Source organism: Micromonospora sp. CV4, from assembly GCF_003667455.1.
Taxonomy (GTDB): domain Bacteria; phylum Actinomycetota; class Actinomycetes; order Mycobacteriales; family Micromonosporaceae; genus Micromonospora.
On the sequence record NZ_RCVI01000246.1, the window covers coordinates 1 to 18,327 of the forward strand.

Genomic DNA, 18,327 nt, shown 5'->3' on the forward strand with positions numbered 1-18,327 from the left:
ATCCTTTCCCCGCCCACCCCCGCTCCACCCTGTTGATCAAGAGGTTTGCGTCATGAGACAACGTCCCGATGACGCAAACCTCTTGATCACCGCGCTTCAGGCGGAGGTCAGGCCGGGGTTACGGTCAGGGTGTTTGTGGGGGTTGTGAGGTCGACCTTGACGGTGTCGCCGTCGCGGATCGTGCCCGAGAGCAGGGCCTTGGCGAGCTGGTCGCCGATCGCGGTCTGAACCAGGCGACGTAGCGGGCGGGCACCGTAGATCGGGTCGTAGCCGTGCTCGGCGAGCCAGCCCCGGGCCGCGTCGGTGATCTCCAGACCGAGCCGGCGGTCGGCGAGACGCTTACGCATCCGGTCGAGCTGGATGTCCACGATCGAGCGCAGATCGTCCCCGCGCAGCGAGGCGAAGACCACGATGTCGTCCAGCCGGTTGAGGAACTCCGGCTTGAAGTGCGACCGGACCACGGCCAGGACACCTTCCCGACGCTGCTCCTCGGCCAACGTCAGGTCGCTGATCATCGACGACCCGAGGTTGGAGGTGAGGATCAGGATCGCGTTGCGGAAGTCCACCGTGCGGCCCTGACCGTCGGTGAGCCGGCCGTCGTCGAGCACCTGGAGCAGCACGTCGAAGACGTCCGGGTGGGCCTTCTCCACCTCGTCCAGCAGGATCACCGAGTACGGCCGGCGGCGCACCGCCTCGGTGAGCTGGCCGCCCTCCTCGTAACCCACGTAGCCGGGCGGGGCACCGACCAGGCGGGCCACCGAGTGCTTCTCGCCGTACTCGCTCATGTCGATGCGGACCATCGCCCGCTCGTCGTCGAAGAGGAACTCGGCGAGCGCCTTGGCCAGCTCGGTCTTGCCGACACCGGTCGGGCCGAGGAAGAGGAAGCTCCCGGTCGGGCGGTCCGGATCGGCGACGCCGGCCCGGGCGCGGCGTACCGCGTCGGCGACGGCTCCCACCGCCTCGGCCTGACCGACCACCCGGCCGCCCAGCGACTCCTCCATCCGGAGCAGCTTGGCGGTCTCTCCCTCCAGCAGCCGGCCGGCCGGGATGCCGGTCCAGGAGGCGACCACCGCGGCGATGTCGTCCGCGCCGACCTCCTCCTTGAGCATCGCGCCGTCGGCCTGGAGCTGGGCGAGCTCCTCCTCGGCCTGCTTCAGCTCGACCTTGAGGGCGGGAATCCGGCCGTAGCGCAGCTCGGCGGCGCGCTCCAGTTCCCCGTCGCGCTCGGCCCGCTCGGCCTCGCCGCCCAGGCGCTCCAGCTCCTCCTTGGCGGTGGAGAGCTTGGTGATGTGGCTCTTCTCCGTCTGCCAGCGCTCGGAGAGCACGGTCAGCTGCTCGCGCTTGTCGGCCAGCTCCTTGCGCAGCCGCTCCAGCCGCTCGGCGGAGGCGGCGTCCGGCTCCTTGGCCAACGCCATCTCCTCGATCTCCAGCCGGCGTACCGCCCGCTCGATCTCGTCCACCTCGACCGGCCGGGAGTCGATCTCCATCCGGAGCCGGGACGCGGACTCGTCGACCAGGTCGATCGCCTTGTCCGGCAGGAACCGTTCGGTGATGTAGCGGTCCGACAGCGCCGCGGCGGCGACCAGCGCGGCGTCGGTGATCCGCACGCCGTGGTGCACCTCGTAGCGCTCCTTGAGCCCGCGCAGGATGCCGATGGTGTCCTCGATGGTGGGCTCGCCGACGAGCACCGGCTGGAAGCGGCGCTCCAGCGCCGGGTCCTTCTCGATGTGCTCGCGGTACTCGTCCAGCGTCGTGGCGCCGACCATCCGCAGCTCACCGCGGGCGAGCATCGGCTTGAGCATGTTGCCGGCGTCCATCGAGCCCTCGCCCTTGCCGGCGCCGACCACGGTGTGCAGCTCGTCGAGGAACGTGATGACCTGCCCGTTGGAGTTCTTGATCTCCTCCAGCACGGACTTGAGCCGCTCCTCGAACTGGCCGCGGTACTGAGCGCCGGCGACCATCGCGCCGAGGTCCAGCGAGACCAGCTTCTTGTCGCGGAGCGACTCGGGCACGTCACCGGCCACGATCCGCTGGGCGAGGCCCTCGACGATGGCGGTCTTTCCGACGCCGGGCTCGCCGATCAGCACCGGGTTGTTCTTGGTACGCCGGGACAGCACCTGGATCACCCGGCGGATCTCCGAGTCCCGGCCGATCACCGGGTCGATCTTGCCGTCGCGGGCGCTGGCGGTCAGGTCGACGCCGTACTTGGCCAGGGCCTGGTAGGTCTGCTCCGGGTCGGCGGTGGTGACCCGCCGGTCCCCACCCCGGACGCTCGGGAAGGCGGCGACCAGGGACTCCTCGGTGGCGCCGACCGACGTCAACGCGCTGGACACCGAGCCGCCCACCCGGGCCAGGCCGGCGAGCAGGTGCTCGGTGGAGGTGTACTCGTCGCCCAGCGGCCGGGCGATCTGCTCCGCGGCGCCGATGGCGTTGACCAACTCACGGGCCAGCGTGGGCTCGGCGATGCTGGAGCCCCGCGCCGCCGGCAGTGCGTCGACCGCGCGCTGGGCGACCCGGCGCAGCTCGGCGGGATCGGCCCCGACGGCGCGCAGCAGGCCGGCGGCGGTCGAGCCGTCGGTGTCCAGCAGTGACAGCAGCAGGTGCCAGGGCTCCACGGTGGCGTGGCCGCGCTGGTTCGCCAGCGCGACGGCACCGGTGATGGTCTCGCGGCTCTTGGTGGTGAGGCGTTCGGTGTTCATGGGCTCCCCCGGATCGGCGTTGTCCACTGGGTTAGACACAACCAGAGTTGAGCGTATTCCACTCAACCCTAGCGTTGTGACGCCCATCACTCTCGCCGACGCCACCGCCAGTCGAACTCGCCGGCCGCCGGGGGCGGGCCGGGTAGCGGGTCGGTGTCCGGCGCCGCCGACAGCCCGGCCAGCAGCACCGCCAGCTGCCGCCGGCGCAGCTGCCCGGTCCGCTCCGAATCGGGTACGCGCACCGCGGCGCACGCCTCCAGCAGCAGCCCCAGGTCCTGTACGACCACGTCGGGGCGCAGCCGCCCACTGGCACGGGCCCGCTCGAAGAGGGCGGTGGCCAGCTCGTTGGCGCGTATGGCGTCCCGGCCCATCTCCTCGGTCGGGGTGAAGGTGCCGGCCAGGTGGACGGTGAGCGAGTGCACGTCGGCGTCGACCACCCGAGCCAGGAACCCGGCGAACGCGGCCCAGTCGTCCGACTCCGCCAGGGCGGTCTCGGCCTCGGCGATGTACCGGCGCAGCCCGTCGTGGCAGAGCTGGCGCAGCAGGTCCTCCTTGCCCGCGTACCGCCGGTAGAGCGCACTGATGCCGACGCCGGCGCGTTCGGCGACGGCGGCGATCGGCGCCTTCGGGTCGTCGAGGAAGACGCCGCGGGCGGCTTCGAGGATCACCTCGTCGTTGCGGGCGGCCTGCGCACGGCGGCCGGCCAGCGGGGTTTCCGTCTTTCCGGGGGACGTTGCCATGCACCCAGCCTAACAGTGGAACGGATCGTTCCGGTCTGCTACTGTGGAAGCAGAACGAAACATTCCGTTCCGAAGGAGTTCCGAGATGACCGGCACCGCGATCCGTCCGTTCCGCGTCGAGATCCCGCAGACCGCCCTCGACGACCTGGCTGCCCGGCTGGGCCGCACGATCTGGCCCGCCGAGCTGCCCGGAGCCGGCGACGCCTACGGGATGAGCACCGATCGGGTCCGCGCCCTCGCCGACCGCTGGCGGGACGGGTTCGACTGGCGAGCCGTCGAGGCCCGGCTGAACGCGTACCCCCAGTTCGTCACCGAGATCGACGGCGAGCAGATCCACTTCCTGCACGTCCGGTCGACCCGACCCGACGCCACCCCACTGGTGCTCACCCACGGTTGGCCCGGCTCGGTGCTGGAATACCTGGACGTGATCGCCCCGCTCACCGAACCGACCGCACCGGACGCGCCGGCCTTCCACCTGGTCATCCCGTCGCTGCCCGGCTTCGGGTTCAGCGGCCCGACCCGCAGCACCGGCTGGAACCGGTACCGCACCGCCCGCGCCTGGGCCGAGCTGATGAGCCGACTGGGGTACGACCGCTACGGCGCGATCGGCAACGACGCCGGCTCGATGGTCGCGCCGGAGTTGGGGCGGCTCGACGCGGCGCACGTGCTCGGCGTGCACGTCACCCAGCTCTTCTCGTTCCCGTCGGGCGACCCGGCCGAGTTCGCCGGGCTCTCCGAGGCGGACCAGGCGGGGCTCAAGCACCTCCAGTGGTTCTACGAGAACAAGTTCTCGTTCAACCAGGTGCACAGTCAGCAGCCGCAGACCCTGGCATTCGGGCTGGCCGACTCGCCGGTCGGACTGCTGGCCTGGAACGCCCAACTCTTCGACGAGAGCCTGGACGCCGACTTCATCCTGGCCAACGTGGCGCTCTACTGGTTCACCGGCACGGCCGCCTCGGCGATCCGCTTCTACTGGGAGGACGCGCACGCCGGCGACGCGCCGACCGAACCGACCACCGCGCCGACCGCGCTGGCCATGTTCCCCGGCGACTTCCAGTCGATCCGCCGCTTCGCCGACCGGGACCACGCGAACATCGTCCGATGGACGGCGTACGGCACGGACGTCGAAGGCCGCGGCGACGTCGGCGGCCACTACGCCGCCCACCAGGCCACCGACGTGCTGGTCGCCGACATCCGCGAGTTCTTCGCCAGCCTTCGCTGATCACAGCGTGCGCGCCGGCGCCCACCCCGCTCTGCCGGGGTGGGCGTCAGCGCATCCGAGGGATAGATCCACTCCGTTTCCCCGATATCGGGGTGTCCGGACTGCTGGGATACCGCGACATCGGGGAAACCGAGTCGATCATCAAGGAGGAACCAAATCGGCGCGCAGCACGCAGGTCCCTGGAGGGGCCGAATTCGACCAAGATCTGGTCCGGTCCGGTAAGCGGTAGCCTTGGCGGGTGCGAGTACGAGTCGAGCAGATTGCCTTACCCGGGATCGGCGTACGCCACGATCTGGTGACGGAGTCCGGGCGCCGCCTCGGCGTGGTCTCCCACCGCAACGGCCGCCGGGATCTTGTCCTGTACGACCCCGACGATCCCGACTCCTGCCAGGCGGACATCCCGCTGACCGACGACGAGGCGGAGGCGCTCGCCGACATCCTCGGCGCGTCGCTGATGCTCGGCCAGCTCTCCGGGCTGCGCGAGCAGGCCGCCGGTCTGCTCACCGAGCAGATCGCCATCACGGCGGGGTCGCGGTACGTCAACCGGAAGCTCGGTGACACCAAGGCGCGTACCCGCACCAGCGCCTCCATCGTGGCGGTGCTGCGCGACGGCGAGGTGATCGTCTCGCCGCTTCCCACCTTCCGCTTCGCGGCCGGCGACGTGGTGGTCGTCGTCGGGACCCGCAAGGGTCTCGACGGTGTGTCCGCCATCCTCGCCGACAGTGACCCGGACGGCTGAGGCGGATGCACGAATCCACCACACTGCTCGTCGAGGTCGGCGCGCTGCTGCTGTTGCTCGGTGTCCTCGGTCGGCTCAGCCGCCGGGTCGGCCTCTCGCCCATTCCCCTCTACCTGCTCGCCGGGCTCGCGTTCGGGCACGGTGGGCTGCTCCCGCTCGCCGCCAGCGAGGAGTTCTTCGCGGTCGGCGCCGAGATCGGCGTGATCCTGCTGCTGGTGATGCTCGGCCTGGAGTACTCGGCCAACGAACTGGTCGGCAACCTCCGGTCGGCGGCCCCGGCCGGGCTGATCGACGGCGTTCTCAACGCGCTGCCCGGCGCGATCTTCGCCCTGCTGCTCGGCTGGGACTGGGTGGCCGCCCTGGTGCTCGGCGGCATCACGTGGGTCTCGTCCTCCGGAGTGATCGCCAAGGTCCTCGGCGACCTGGGCCGACTCGGTAACCGCGAGACCCCGGTGATCCTCTCGGTCCTGGTGATCGAGGACCTGGCGATGGCGCTCTACCTGCCGCTGGTCACCGCGGTGCTGGCCGGCACCGGCCTGCTCGGCGGCGGCATCGCGCTCACCGTGGCGGTGGGTACGGTGCTGCTCGTGCTGGTGCTCGCCATCCGGTACGGCCATTTGATCTCGTCCGCTCTGTCGGCGAAGGATCCGGAGGCGCTGCTGCTCGGCGTACTCGGGCTGACCCTGTTCATCGCCGGTCTCGCGGCGAAGCTCCAGGTGTCGGCGGCGGTCGGGGCGTTCCTGGTGGGCATCGCGCTCTCCGGGCCGGTGGCGCACCACGCCACCGAGTTGCTCTCCCCGCTGCGGGACCTGTTCGCCGCGGTGTTCTTCGTCTTCTTCGGGCTGGTCACCGACCCACGGGACATCCCCCCGGTGCTACTGCCGGCGCTCGCGCTGGCCGTGATCACCATGGCGACGAAGACGCTCACCGGCTACCTCGCGGCCCGCCGCGTCGGCATCGCCGAACCCGGTCGATGGCGGGCCGGCCTGGCACTCGTACCCCGAGGTGAGTTCTCCATCGTCATCGCCGGGCTCGCGGTGGCCGCCGGCAGCGTCGAGCCGCGGTTGGCCGCGCTGGCCACGGCGTACGTCCTGATCACCGTGGTGACCGGGCCGATGCTGGCCCGGCTGCCCGACTTCCCGTGGTTCAAGCGGTGGCTGCGCAACCGCGCGGCGGCCGAGCGGCGGGAGCCGGTCCCGGTCCACGACTGACGCGCCGCCGCCGCTGCCGTGGCCCCTGATCGACACGGCAGCGGCGGTGGGTGGGCCCCGTGACCCGTCGGGTGGGCCCGGCCAGGCCAACGGTTGCTGAATTGCTCCCCACGGGGACTACCGCAGCACCCGACGGCGGGATACCGTTTCGCCGCAGCAGCCAGGGTCCGCGGGTGGCCAGTGCCGACGCGGGCGAAAGCGGAAGGTTGGCCGGTGAGCGTGCAGGAGTCGACGTTCCACGGCTTCGCCAACCCCGTCGATCCGACTCCGGCGGAGTTGCGAGCTTGGGCATACCAGCCCGATTCGGTGCCGTTGGCCTCCATGCCACCGGACTGGGACCTACTGGTCTCCGGTGACCGGCTCGTGCTGACGCTCTTCGAGTTGGCGATGGACCCGACCTGCCCGGCCCGCCGCTTCGCGCTGCACTGCCTGTACATCTACGCGGCCGACGGCATCCGGACGAACTTCCGCGCCCACCCGAAGCGCCGCTTCCGCAAGCTGGTCGAGCAGGCCGAGCGCGACGGCGACGAGCTGATGAAGATCTGGGCGCACAACGGCCGCGTACTGCTGGCCCGGCCGGATCTCTTCGTCTACCGGGACTGGTGCGAAGGCGGCCTGGTCCGCGAAAACCGCCGCCTCGGCTGACGCGTCTCTTCCGCAACAACGAACGGGCCGGGACCCCCGCCGCAGGACCACCGCGTCCCGGCCCGCACTCAGGACGAACTGCGGGCCGGGACCCCCGTCGCTGGGTTACCGCGTCCCGGCCCGCACTCAGGACGAACTGCGGGCCGGGACCCCCGCCGCTGGGTTACCGCGTCCCGGCCCGCACTCAGGACGACGTGCGGGCCGGGACCCCCCGTGGGTCCCGGCCCGCAGTTCGGTCCGGTCAGTCCTGCTTCCGCTGGGTTTCGGCCCGGGCCTGGTCGACGCCGTGGTCGACCTGGTCGGCGAACCGCCCTTCGACGATCCGGTCCCGGAAGCTTCCCTTGGTCACCTTGTCGAACTTCTCGCGGACGTTGTCGGCCAGGTCCTCCAACCGGTCCTCCGTCTGCTGGGCCATCTTCTTCGCCGGCTCCGCCATCGCTCCCCCTGCTATGCCGGTAGGTCCGAATTAAGCCGATAGAACCCGTATCGACAGGCTAACCGGAACGGCCCGGCCCGCGCCGGAAAATCCGGTGCGGGCCGGGCCGAATAAGAACGGGACCGGAAGAGCGGGTCAGCGGTCGGGCGTACGGCGGGGCCGCCAGACCACCAGCGCGGTGGAGGTGCGGTTGGTCGGCACGAGATCACGACCGGGGAAGCGGGCCAGGGACTCCAGCTCGGCCACCCGGCGGTACGCGGCGTCCAGCTCCGCCTCCAGCCGGGCGACCCGCTGCTGCGCCTGCTCCAGCAGCCGCTCCAGCCCGATGATCCGCTTGACTCCGGCCAGGTTGATCCCGTCGTCCTGACTGAGCCGTTGCACCTCACGCAGCAGCACCACGTCGCGGACGCTGTAACGACGCCCGCCGCCGGCCGCCCGGCCGGGCTGCACGAGCCCCAGCCGGTCGTACTGACGGAGGGTCTGCGGGTGCATCCCCGCCATTCGTGCCGCTACCGAGATCATCAGCACCTTGGCCTCGTAGGCAGGGTCACCCGAACCGAGGAACTCGCCCGACATCCCGCTCACCTCCGCGTCCATCCCACCGGACTAACTGACCCGACGCACCCGGGCGTCGAGATGTTCCCTGGCCGCCGGCGGACTCTGCTCGGCGAACGCCTCCAGCGCCGTCCGCGCCTCGTCCGACAACCGGGCCGGCACCACCACGTCCAGCGTGACCAGCAGGTCGCCGGCCTGCCCGTCGCGACGGACCACACCCTTGCCCCGGGCCCGCAGCACGCGTCCGCTCGGCGTACCGGGCGGGACCCGCAGGGTCACCGCGCCGTCGAGCGTCGGCACCCGCAGGTCCGTGCCGAACACGGCCTCCGCGAAGGTGACCGGCACCGTCAACGTCAGGTCGTCACCGGTACGACCGAACAGCTCGTCCGGCCGGACCTTGACGTGTACGAACAGGTCGCCGGCCGGGCCACCACGCTCACCCGGCTCGCCGCGACCGGCCAACCGGATCCGCTGCCCGTCGGCCACCCCGGCCGGGAAGCGCACGTTCAGCGTGCGGGTCTTGGTGACCCCACCGCTGCCGTGGCACTCCGGGCACTTCTCCTCGACCACCGTGCCGACGCCCTGGCAGGTGCGGCACGGCTCGGAGAAGCTGAACGACCCCTGGTTGCGGGTGGTCACCCCGGCGCCGTGGCAGGCCGGGCAGGTGCGCGGCTGGGTGCCCGGCTTGGCCCCGTTGCCGTGGCACGTGTCGCAGACACCCGGGGCGCGCAGCGTCAGCGGCAGGGTCACGCCCCGCACCGCGTCGCCGAAGTCCAGCGCCACCTCGGTCTCCACGTCCCGACCCCGGGCCGGACCGCGCGGCGCGGCCTGCCCGCCGGCCGAGCCGCCGGAGAAGATCGAGCTGAACAGGTCCTGGAAGCCGGCCCCGCCGAAGCGACGGTCGCCGCCAGCGCCGCCGCCGAACATGTCGGAGACGTCGAACGGCATGCCACCCGGCTGGCCGGCGCCCCGGGCGTTGCGCCGGAACGCGCCCGAGCCGAACAGCGAGCGCATCTCGTCGTACTCCCGGCGGCGGCCGGTGTCCGACAGCACGTTGTACGCCTCGGAGGCCGCCTTGAACCGCTCCTCGGCCTTCGGGTCGCCCGGGTTGTGGTCCGGGTGTGACTCCCGGGCCAACTTGCGGTACGCCTTCTTGATGTCATCCGCGGAGGCGGCCTTGTCCACGCCGAGCACGGCGTAGAAGTCCTTCTCGAGCCAGTCCTTCGAACTCACCGGTCCACCCCCTTCCGACCGTCGTGGCCCGGCCGTCCCGCCCACCGCATCACGGTGGGCGGGACCGGCCGGTCACCGTCTCGCACTATTCCGGATCCGCGACCGCTACCAGCGCGGGGCGCAGCAGCCGTTCACCGAGCTGGTAGCCGCGCCGCATGACCTGCACGCAGGTCGGCTCGCTGACCTCGGCCGAGGTCTGGTGCGCGACCGCCTCGTGCCGGGTCGGGTCGAACGGGTCGCCCTGCTCGCCGAACGCGTTGAGGCCGAACTTGCCCAGCGCGGTGATGAGCTGTTCCGCCACCGTGCCGAACGGCCCGACCAGGTCGCCGTGTTCCCGGGCCCGGTCCAGGTCGTCCAGGATCGGCAGCAGCGCGGCCAGCACCGAGCCGGTCGCCTGCTCCTGCACCAGGCTGCGGTCCCGGTCGACCCGCTTGCGGTAGTTGGCGTACTCCGCCGACACCCGCTGCAGGTCCCGCGTCCGCTCGTCCAGCTCGGCCCGGAGCGCCTCCAGCTCGGCACCGAGCGGCGTGCCGACGCCGGCACCGCCGTCGACCGGCTGCGCCGGGGCGTCCACGACCGGCGGACTGGACGGCGCCGGCCCGTCGACCGGGGTGGACTCGATCTCGATCTCGTCGACCACGACCTCGGCGTCCTCGACGAGGCCCTCGGCCGGTACGTCGCTCCCCGCGTCGGCAGCCGCGCCCTCGGGCTCCGTGGTGTCGCTGAGCTTGCGGTTGTTACGGATGACGACCCGCTCCCCGTCGCCGGTGGCCGGCTCGGTGGGCGCGGAGCCACCCGGCGCCGACCCGGTGTCGCCCGGGTCGGCGGCTCGTGGCTTCTGCGTCATGCGGCTACCTCATCCCCTTCGCAGTGGATACGTGTCGAGAACCGACGGTCACTTCTTGCCGTCCTCGTCCACGATCTCCGCGTCGACCACGTCGTCGGCGCCACCGGCGGCGCCGGCCTGCGGGCCGGTCGCCCCCGTCGCCCCGGTCGCACCCGGGCCGGCCTCGCCACCCGGCTGCTGGCCCTGCTCGGCCTGCTGCGAGTAGAGCAGCGAACCGGCCTGCTGGGACACCTGCGCCAGCCGCTCGTGCGCCGACTTGATCTTCTCGATGTCCTGGCCGCCGAGGGCGCCACGCAGCTCGCCGAGCGCCTCGTTGAGCTGCTCCCGGTTCTCGCTGGGCAGCTTGTCGCCGCTCTCGGCGAGGAACTTCTCGGTCTGCCACTGGAGCGCCTCGGCCACGTTGCGGGTCTCGGCGTCGTCGCGGCGGCGCTTGTCCTCCTCCGCGTGCTCCTCGGCGTCCCGGCGCATCCGCTCGATGTCGTCCTTCGGCAGCGAGGAGCCGCCGGTGATCGTCATCTTCTGTTCCTTGCCGGTGCCCAGGTCCTTGGCGTGCACGTTCACGATGCCGTTGGCGTCGATGTCGAACGCGACCTCGATCTGCGGCACGCCACGCGGCGCCGGCGGGAGGCCGGTCAGCTCGAAGGTGCCGAGCTTCTTGTTGTAGGCCGCGATCTCCCGCTCACCCTGGAACACCTGGATCAGCACCGACGGCTGGTTGTCGTCCGCCGTGGTGAAGACCTCGGAGCGCTTGGTCGGGATGGTGGTGTTGCGCTCGATCAGCTTGGTGAAGATGCCGCCCTTGGTCTCGATGCCCAGGCTCAGCGGGGTCACGTCGAGCAGCAGGACGTCCTTGACCTCACCCTTGAGCACACCGGCCTGGAGAGCGGCGCCGACGGCGACGACCTCGTCCGGGTTGACGCCCTTGTTCGGGTCGCGGCCGGTGAGCTGCTTGACCAGGTCGGTCACGGCGGGCATCCGGGTCGAACCGCCGACCAGGATCACGTGCTCGACGTCGGAGATCTTGATCCCGGCGTCCTTCACGGCCTGCTCGAACGGGCCCTTGCAGCGGTCCAGCAGGTCCTGCGTCATCCGCTGGAACTCGGCGCGGCTGAGCGTCACGTCCAGGTGCAGCGGGCCGGCGGAGCCAGCGGTGATGTACGGCAGGTTGATGTTGGTGGTGGTGGCGGCGGACAGCTCGATCTTGGCCTTCTCGGCGGCCTCACGGAGCCGCTGGAGGGCCATCTTGTCCTGGCTCAGGTCGATGCCGTGCTCGCCGCGGAACGTCTTGACCAGGTGGTCGATGATCCGCTGGTCCCAGTCGTCGCCGCCGAGGTGGTTGTCACCACTGGTCGACTTGACCTCGATGACGCCCTCGGCCAACTCCAGCAGCGACACGTCGAAGGTGCCGCCACCGAGGTCGAAGACCAGGACGGTCTGCTCCTTGGAGCCCTTGTCCAGCCCGTACGCCAGGGCGGCCGCGGTCGGCTCGTTCACGATCCGCAGCACGTTGAAGCCGGCGATCTCACCGGCCTCCTTGGTGGCCTGGCGCTGGCTGTCGTTGAAGTAGGCCGGGACGGTGATCACCGCGTCGGTGATCTGCTCGCCCAGGTACGCCTCGGCGTCCCGCTTGAGCTTCATGAGCGTCCGGGCCGAGATCTCCTGCGGGGTGTACTTCTTGCCGTCGATGTCGACGGACCAGTTCGTGCCGACCTCGCGCTTGACCGAGCGGATCGTCCGGTCCGGGTTCGTCACCGCCTGGCGCTTGGCGACCTCACCGACGAGCACCTCCCCGTTGCGGGCGAACGCGACGATCGACGGGGTCGTCCGCGAGCCCTCAGCGTTGGCGATGACGGTGGGCTCACCGCCCTCGAGAACGCTGACGCAGGAGTTCGTCGTGCCGAGGTCGATACCGACCGCACGTGCCATCTTCGCTTCCTCGCTTCGTAAGGTTGTGCAGGTGACGGGCACCGCCCGTGGACTGCTTGGCGGGCGCCGCCCGCAGCGGGCCCACCACAAGTTGAGTGAACTTGACTCAATAGTGCCACGCGTTTGCGGATCGTCAAGTTGGGTTGAGCCGACCCGACGCAACCCAGCCGTTATTACCGTCCGGTTGTCTTCCCTTGCATCGGTCGGGCACGCTTTAGCGGTGACGACGCACGGCGATCCCGCCACCCGTTCCGGCGCGCCCGCCGTCGCAGCCCGCACCGGCCCGCCGGACGCCGCGGAGGAGCCGCCCGCCACCACCGGGGACGACAGCCTCCCCGGCGCGCTGTCGGGTCTCCGGGCCGCGATCGGCGCGACCGGGTACCCCCTCGCTCTGCCCTCCGCCGGGCCGGCGCGGCACACCGCCACCGCCCTCACCGACCAGCTCGACGACTACCTGCTGCCCCGCCTCGCCCGACTCGACGCGCCACTGCTCGTGGTGGTCGGCGGCTCCACCGGCGCGGGCAAGTCGACCCTGGTCAACAGCCTGGTCAAGGCCCGGGTCAGCGCCGCCGGTGTGCTCCGGCCGACCACCCGCTCACCGGTGCTGGTCTGCAACCCCGCCGACGCGGCCTGGTTCCGGCAGGGTGAGCTGCTGCCCGGGCTCACCCGCACCACCGAGCCGAGCGAGGACCCGCGCGCCCTGCACCTGGTCACCGCCCCGGCTCTGCCCGCCGGGCTGGCCTTCCTCGACGCACCGGACATCGACTCCGTGGTCGACGCCAACCGGGCGCTCGCCGGCCAGTTGCTCGCCGCCGCGGACCTCTGGCTCTTCGTCACCACCGCCGCCCGGTACGCGGACGCGGTGCCGTGGGAGCTGCTGCGCAGCGCCCGGGCCCGGGGCGCGGTGATCGCCATGGTGCTGGACCGGGTGCCCGCCGAGGCCGCCGACGAGATCTCCGCGCACCTGGCCGAGATGCTCACCGCACAGGATCTCGGCCGGGCGCCGCTGTTCGTGCTGCCGGAGACCTGGGTCGACGGTCAGGGGCTGCTGCCCGAGGGTGTCACCGCACCCCTGGCCGACTGGTTCGCCCGCCTGGCCGGCGACGCCGACGCCCGGGCGGCCGTGGTCCGGCAGACCCTGGACGGGGCGCTGGCCGCACTGCACCCGGCCGTCGAGGAGCTGGCCGACGCCGCCGACGAGCAGGTCGCCGCCGCCGACAGCCTGGACGAGCGGGTCCGGGCCTCCTACCGGGGCGCCGAGCGAACCGTCGAGGAGGGCCTGCGCGACGGCCGCCTGCTCCGTGGTGAGGTGCTCGCCCGATGGCAGGAGTTCGTCGGCACCGGGGAGCTGTTCCGCACCCTGGAGGCGCGGATCGGGCGGCTGCGGGACCGGGTGGTGGCCGCCGTCACCGGTCGTCCGGCACCCGCCGCCGAGCTGCGCAACGCCATCGAGTCGCAACTGGTCACGCTGCTGCGCGGGGTCGCTTCCGAGGCCGCCGAGGCCGCGTACACGGCGTGGAAGGCGCACCCGGCGGGGGCCGGGCTGCTGGATCCGGGGCTCGCACACCCCAGCGACGACCTGCCCGAGCGCGCCGAGCGGATGGTCCGGGACTGGCAGCGCGGGGTGCTGGAGCTGGTCCGGGTCGAGGGGGGCGACAAGCGTTTCGTGGCCCGCACGGCCGCGTACGCGGTGAACGCCACCGGGCTCGCCGTGATGATCGCCGTGTTCGCCTCCACCGCGTTCATCCCGACCGGGCTGGAGGTGGCCACCGGGGCCGGCACCACGGTCGCGGCCCAGGCCGTACTCCAGGCGATCTTCGGCGACCAGGCGGTGCGTACCCTCGCCGCCAAGGCCCGCGCCGACCTGCTGGAGCGGGTGCGGACGCTGCTCGACGCGGAGGCCGACCGCTTCCTGGCCCGCACCGCCGACGCCCGCCCCGCCGCGGACGCCGGCGACGGGTTGCGCCGGGCCGCCGGCCGGGTCGAGCTGGCCCGGCACCGCAGCGGCCTGGCGACCGGCGGCGACACCCCGCCGGCCGCCGACGAGGAGGGCTCCCGGTGACCAACATCGCCGGCCGGGTACGCGAGGCGTTCCGGGGCGACCAGCGGATCGACCCCGACGCGCTGATCGCCCGCCTGGACGCGGTACGCCGGTTCCTGACCGCGGTGGACGGCCTGCTGCCGGACTCCGAGCTGGTGCCCGCGCACACCCTGGTCGAGCGGGCCGGCACCCGGCTCGCCCTGTCCCGCGACCACACCGTGGTCGCCCTCGCCGGCGCCACCGGCAGCGGCAAGTCCAGCCTGTTCAACGCGCTGGCCCGGCTGGAGCTCTCGCCGGTCGGAGTCCGCCGCCCGACGACCGGCGTCACGCACGCGTGCGTGTGGGGGGCCCTGGAGGGCGCCAACCGGCTGCTCGACTGGATCGGCGTGCTGCCCCGGCACCGCTTCGTCCGGGAGAGCGCGCTGGACGCGGACGACGAGACGGCGCTGCACGGGCTGATCCTGCTCGACCTGCCCGACTTCGACTCGGTGCAGCGGGCCCACCGACTGGAGGTGGACCGGCTGCTCGGCCTGGTCGACCAGGTGGTCTGGGTGGTCGACCCGCAGAAGTACGCCGACCGCGTCATCCACGACAGCTACCTGCGCGAGTTCCACCGCCACCGCGACGTCACCCTGGTCGTGCTCAACCAGGCCGATCGGCTGCCCCCGGCCGAGCTGCCCCGGGTCCTGGACGACCTGCGCCGGCTGCTCGACGCGGACGGGCTGACCGGCGTGCCGCTGCTGGCCACCACCGCCATCGACCCGGCCGGGATGGTCGGGCTGCGCACCGCGCTGGAACGGACGGTCGCCGAGCGACAGGCGGCGCTGCGGCGGCTCGCCGGCGATGTCGACACCGTGGTCGCCGCGCTGGACGACCTGGTCGGCTCCGCCCGGCCGGCGGGCGGACCGGACGATGCCGCCGTCGGCGGGTTGAACCGGGCGCTGGCCGGCGCGGCCGGAGTGCCGGCGGTGACCGAGGCGGTGCAGCAGGCGTACCGGCACCGGGCCGGCGCGGCCACCGGCTGGCCGGTGGTCCGGGGCTGGCGGCGGCTGCGACCCGACCCGCTGCGCCGCCTGCACCTGCCCGGCCCGGGCGGTGATCAGGTCGACCCGGCGGAGAGCCTGGTCTCGGCGACCTCGGTACCGGACCCGACGGCCGCCCAACGCTCGGCGCTCGGCCTGGCGATCCGCGCGGTCGCCGACCGGGCCGCCGCCGACCTGCCCGCGGCCTGGCCGGCCGCGGTCACCTCCGCCGCCCGGTCCCGCCTCGGCGACCTGCCGGACGCGCTGGACCGCGCGATCGCCGGCACCGACCTCGGCCTGGACCGTCGACCGATCTGGTGGCGGTTGGTCGGCGGTGTCCAGTGGTTGGTCACGCTGGCCGCCGTGGTCGGGCTGGGCTGGCTGGTGCTCGGCTACGCACTGCGGGCGCTCGGCCTGCCCGCACTGGACAACCCGATGGTCGGGGAGGTGCCACTGCCCACCGTGCTGCTGCTCGGCGGGCTGCTGGCCGGGCTGCTGGTGGCGGCGCTGACCCGACCGGTGGTGCGCTGGGCGGCCCGGCGGGCGCGGAGTCGCGCCGAACAGCGGCTGACGGCCAAGGTCGCCGGCGTGGGCGAGGAGTACGTGCTCGCCCCGGTGCGGATCGTGCTCGCCTCGTACGCGCAGGCGCGCGACGCGCTGCGGGATGCCGCCCGCCGCTGACGCGCCCCGCACGGCTCGCTACCACTCTGTGCACGGCCCGAGCGGCGTAGGGTCGGAGCATGGCCACGCCTCAGACCCCCTACGACGCGGTGCTGCACGCCGCACGCGACGTGACCAAGCTCGAGTCGGCGCTGGACGCCGAGATGCTCGGCAGCGCCCTCCTGGGCAGCGTCTACGCGATCGCGGAGACCGACCGCGACACCGCCGTACGGGAGTTCGTCACCGGGTTCCTCGCCGCCACCGCCCGCCGCCGGATCGCCGCGGCGACCACCATCCGGCAGGTCTTCGCCGCGCTCGTCCCCAACGCCGAGGGCACCGAACGGGTGCGCCCGGGCAGCCAGGCGCCGGCCTGGACCGGCCAGCTCGGCCGGGTGCACCTCACCGGCAGCTGGGCGTACGGCGACGTCTACGGCGACCAGACCTCCTACCTCGCCACCTTCGCCTACGACGATGCGGCCGGCGGCCCCGAGCACGCGCTGGTGGCCCTGGTCGACCACAACATCGGGATCACCAAGGACATCTTCGTCGGTGGGCCGGCGGAACGGATCCTGGACCAGGTCCGGCAGATGTGCGCCGACGACGAGCTGACCTGGTTCCGCACCGAGGACCCGGCCCAGCTGCGCGGCGAGGTGGCTCGCCACCTCGCCGTCACCGACGACCTGGGCGAGCTGCCCGGCGAGGGTTCACTCGCCACCGACCGGGCGCTGGTCGGCGCCCGGCTGGCCGTGCTGCCCACCGCAGCCGACCCCACCAGCCCGGCGGAGGTCGAGCCGCTCTCCGCCGCCGAGCGCACCGAGCTGGTCCGACGGTTCCTGGCCGCGCCGGAGGCCGCCCGCTTCGGGTTGGACGCCGTCGACGGCCCGGAGCTGGCCTCGCTGCACTTCTGCCTGAGCCTGCTGCTGGACCATTCGGCGACCTTCCCGGACGCCGACCCGATGCGGTGGAGCCCCGCCGTGTCCGGGCTCTTCCTGCTCGACTGGGTGCACCGCCGGGCCGTGCTGGACATGGACGACGCGGCGATGCTGCCCCGCGTGCTGCGCGCCTGGGCCCGGTACGCGTCGCGCCAGCGTGGGCTGCCCGAGACGGCCGCGACGCGCACCGACGAGGCGATCGAGGAGATGGTGCCGGAGTTCGCCCGCCTCTACTCGACCGGCGAGCGGCGCAGCCCGGCCACCGCGGCGGTGGCGCAGCTGATGGCCGACGGGGTCGACCCGGACGACCCGGCAGCACTGGACGCCTGGATCGAGGCGAACCGACACCGCCTCGCCGACGACGGCGCCTGACGGCATCCCGGGCGGCCGGCACCTCGCCGCCCGCCCGGGACCCATCGGCGCAGCGCTCACGGTCAGCGCAGCGCGCCCGGTCAGCGCAGCAGGCCGAAGACCACCCCGGCGATCAGTGCTCCGAGCACGCCGCCGGCCAGCACCTGCCCAATGGTGTGGTCCCGTAGCCGCACCCGGGACCAGCCGACCACGCCCGGCAGCGGCGCGGCGACGAGCAGGTGGGTCCCGAAGGTCAGCACCAGGATGATCAGCGTGCCAGCGGCCACCGCCGAGTGGATCGACATCTTCCACCAGTGGCTCACCGACACGGCCACCACCAACCCGACCAGCCCGGACACCGCCAGTGCCAGCAGCGGGCGGGGTGCGCCGAGCACGGCGAGCAGGGCCAGCCCGGCGGCGACCGAGCCGAGGCCGACGAGCAACGGCACCCGCCGCTGGTCCCGACGGCCGACGTGGTGGTCCGTGAGCCGACCACGGCGTACTCCGCCGACGATGTAGGCGAACGGAATGCCGGTGACGAAGAGCGTGGCGAGCAGACCCCACGCCAGGCCGTGCCGGGCACTGGGCGAACTGTGCCAGCTCACGGTGACCATCAGCAGTGTCACCAGCACCGCGGGCGCGGTCAGCTCGGTGACCAGCCGGGCGACCCGCAACCCCGGGCCTGGCCGGGCGGTGACCGGGCGGAGTTCCGCACCGCCGCCCACGCCACCCCCTCCGGTACGCGCCTATCGCCGACCGGCGCCGGCACCGGGCCGGTCGCGCCTGACCGTCACCGTACCGCCGGGGACCTCGTGAGGTGAGCCCGTCCGCCCAGCGGCGAGGGACTGGCCGTGGGGGCCGGTCGGACGGACGGGACCGTCAGGGATGTCGTGACGGTCGGGCCGGGCCGGCTGGGCGGTGAACCGGGGCTGGCGGGCGGCGCGGCCGTGATGGCCGGCGCGGGCGTGGTGGTGGCCGGCGCGGGCGTGGTGGTGGCCGGAACGGGCGTGGTGGTGGCCGGAACGGGCGTGGTGGCCGGCAGGGAGAGGGTGCTGGTCGGCACGGCGG

The 18,327-nt window shown here is 72.7% G+C and carries 15 protein-coding genes; 7 read left to right on the forward strand and 8 right to left on the reverse strand.

Annotated elements, in window-relative coordinates:
- Positions 1-107: 107 nt before the first annotated feature.
- Positions 108-2,699 (reverse strand): ATP-dependent chaperone ClpB, encoded by a 2,592-nt coding sequence (gene clpB, locus EAD98_RS12795; protein ID WP_121654282.1) that lies wholly within the window; start codon positions 2,697-2,699, stop codon positions 108-110.
- An 86-nt stretch (positions 2,700-2,785) separates the two neighbouring features.
- Complete coding sequence (locus tag EAD98_RS12800; protein ID WP_121654270.1) at positions 2,786-3,439, reverse strand: TetR/AcrR family transcriptional regulator; 654 nt, start codon at positions 3,437-3,439, stop codon at positions 2,786-2,788.
- Between the two features lie 85 nt (positions 3,440-3,524).
- On the opposite strand from EAD98_RS12800, the gene EAD98_RS12805 reads away from it, so the two are divergent.
- The 4 genes from EAD98_RS12805 to EAD98_RS12820 all read left to right on the forward strand — a co-directional run bounded on the left by EAD98_RS12805 (position 3,525) and on the right by EAD98_RS12820 (position 7,256).
- Positions 3,525-4,661: an epoxide hydrolase family protein gene (locus EAD98_RS12805; protein ID WP_121654271.1), complete on the forward strand. Its 1,137-nt coding sequence runs from the start codon at positions 3,525-3,527 to the stop codon at positions 4,659-4,661.
- A gap of 238 nt (positions 4,662-4,899) precedes the next feature.
- A complete protein-coding gene (locus EAD98_RS12810; RefSeq protein ID WP_121654272.1) occupies positions 4,900-5,400 on the forward strand; it encodes a cation:proton antiporter regulatory subunit in 501 nt (166 codons plus the stop codon).
- 5 nt (positions 5,401-5,405) lie between these two features.
- Complete coding sequence (locus tag EAD98_RS12815; RefSeq protein ID WP_121654273.1) at positions 5,406-6,611, forward strand: cation:proton antiporter; 1,206 nt, start codon at positions 5,406-5,408, stop codon at positions 6,609-6,611.
- A 213-nt stretch (positions 6,612-6,824) separates the two neighbouring features.
- A complete protein-coding gene (locus tag EAD98_RS12820; RefSeq protein ID WP_074315768.1) occupies positions 6,825-7,256 on the forward strand; it encodes a hypothetical protein in 432 nt (143 codons plus the stop codon).
- Positions 7,257-7,497: 241 nt separating this feature from the next.
- Here EAD98_RS12820 and EAD98_RS12825 read toward each other — a convergent pair whose 3' ends face one another.
- From EAD98_RS12825 to dnaK, 5 genes are all read right to left on the reverse strand, one after another.
- Positions 7,498-7,692 carry a hypothetical protein gene (locus tag EAD98_RS12825; protein WP_121654274.1) on the reverse strand — a complete coding sequence of 65 codons (195 nt, stop codon included), beginning with the start codon at positions 7,690-7,692 and terminating at the stop codon, positions 7,498-7,500.
- 135 nt (positions 7,693-7,827) lie between these two features.
- Entirely contained in the window at positions 7,828-8,268 is a 441-nt protein-coding gene (locus tag EAD98_RS12830) for a heat shock protein transcriptional repressor HspR (protein ID WP_030332087.1), read from the reverse strand.
- Positions 8,269-8,298: 30 nt separating this feature from the next.
- Positions 8,299-9,480, reverse strand: coding sequence for a molecular chaperone DnaJ (gene dnaJ, locus EAD98_RS12835; RefSeq protein ID WP_121654275.1), 1,182 nt, complete (start codon positions 9,478-9,480; stop codon positions 8,299-8,301).
- Positions 9,481-9,565: 85 nt separating this feature from the next.
- Positions 9,566-10,327, reverse strand: a complete 762-nt coding sequence (gene grpE, locus EAD98_RS12840; protein ID WP_121654276.1) for a nucleotide exchange factor GrpE — start codon at positions 10,325-10,327, stop codon at positions 9,566-9,568.
- Positions 10,328-10,375: 48 nt separating this feature from the next.
- On the reverse strand, positions 10,376-12,253 hold the full coding sequence (dnaK, locus tag EAD98_RS12845) for a molecular chaperone DnaK (protein WP_121654277.1): 1,878 nt from the start codon (positions 12,251-12,253) through the stop codon (positions 10,376-10,378).
- 220 nt (positions 12,254-12,473) lie between these two features.
- On the opposite strand from dnaK, the gene EAD98_RS12850 reads away from it, so the two are divergent.
- From EAD98_RS12850 to EAD98_RS12860, 3 genes are read left to right on the forward strand one after another with little or no spacing between them, the layout of a single operon-like run.
- Positions 12,474-14,315 carry an ABC transporter gene (locus EAD98_RS12850; protein WP_121654278.1) on the forward strand — a complete coding sequence of 614 codons (1,842 nt, stop codon included), beginning with the start codon at positions 12,474-12,476 and terminating at the stop codon, positions 14,313-14,315.
- A complete protein-coding gene (locus EAD98_RS12855) occupies positions 14,312-15,997 on the forward strand; it encodes a GTPase (protein ID WP_121654279.1) in 1,686 nt (561 codons plus the stop codon). Before EAD98_RS12850 ends, EAD98_RS12855 begins: the two co-directional genes overlap by 4 nt.
- 59 nt (positions 15,998-16,056) lie before the next feature.
- Positions 16,057-17,280: a hypothetical protein gene (locus EAD98_RS12860; RefSeq protein ID WP_121654280.1), complete on the forward strand. Its 1,224-nt coding sequence runs from the start codon at positions 16,057-16,059 to the stop codon at positions 17,278-17,280.
- 80 nt (positions 17,281-17,360) lie between these two features.
- On the opposite strand, the gene EAD98_RS12865 is transcribed toward EAD98_RS12860, so the two are convergent.
- Positions 17,361-17,984, reverse strand: coding sequence for a phosphatase PAP2 family protein (locus EAD98_RS12865; RefSeq protein ID WP_121654281.1), 624 nt, complete (start codon positions 17,982-17,984; stop codon positions 17,361-17,363).
- Positions 17,985-18,327 lie beyond the last annotated feature (343 nt).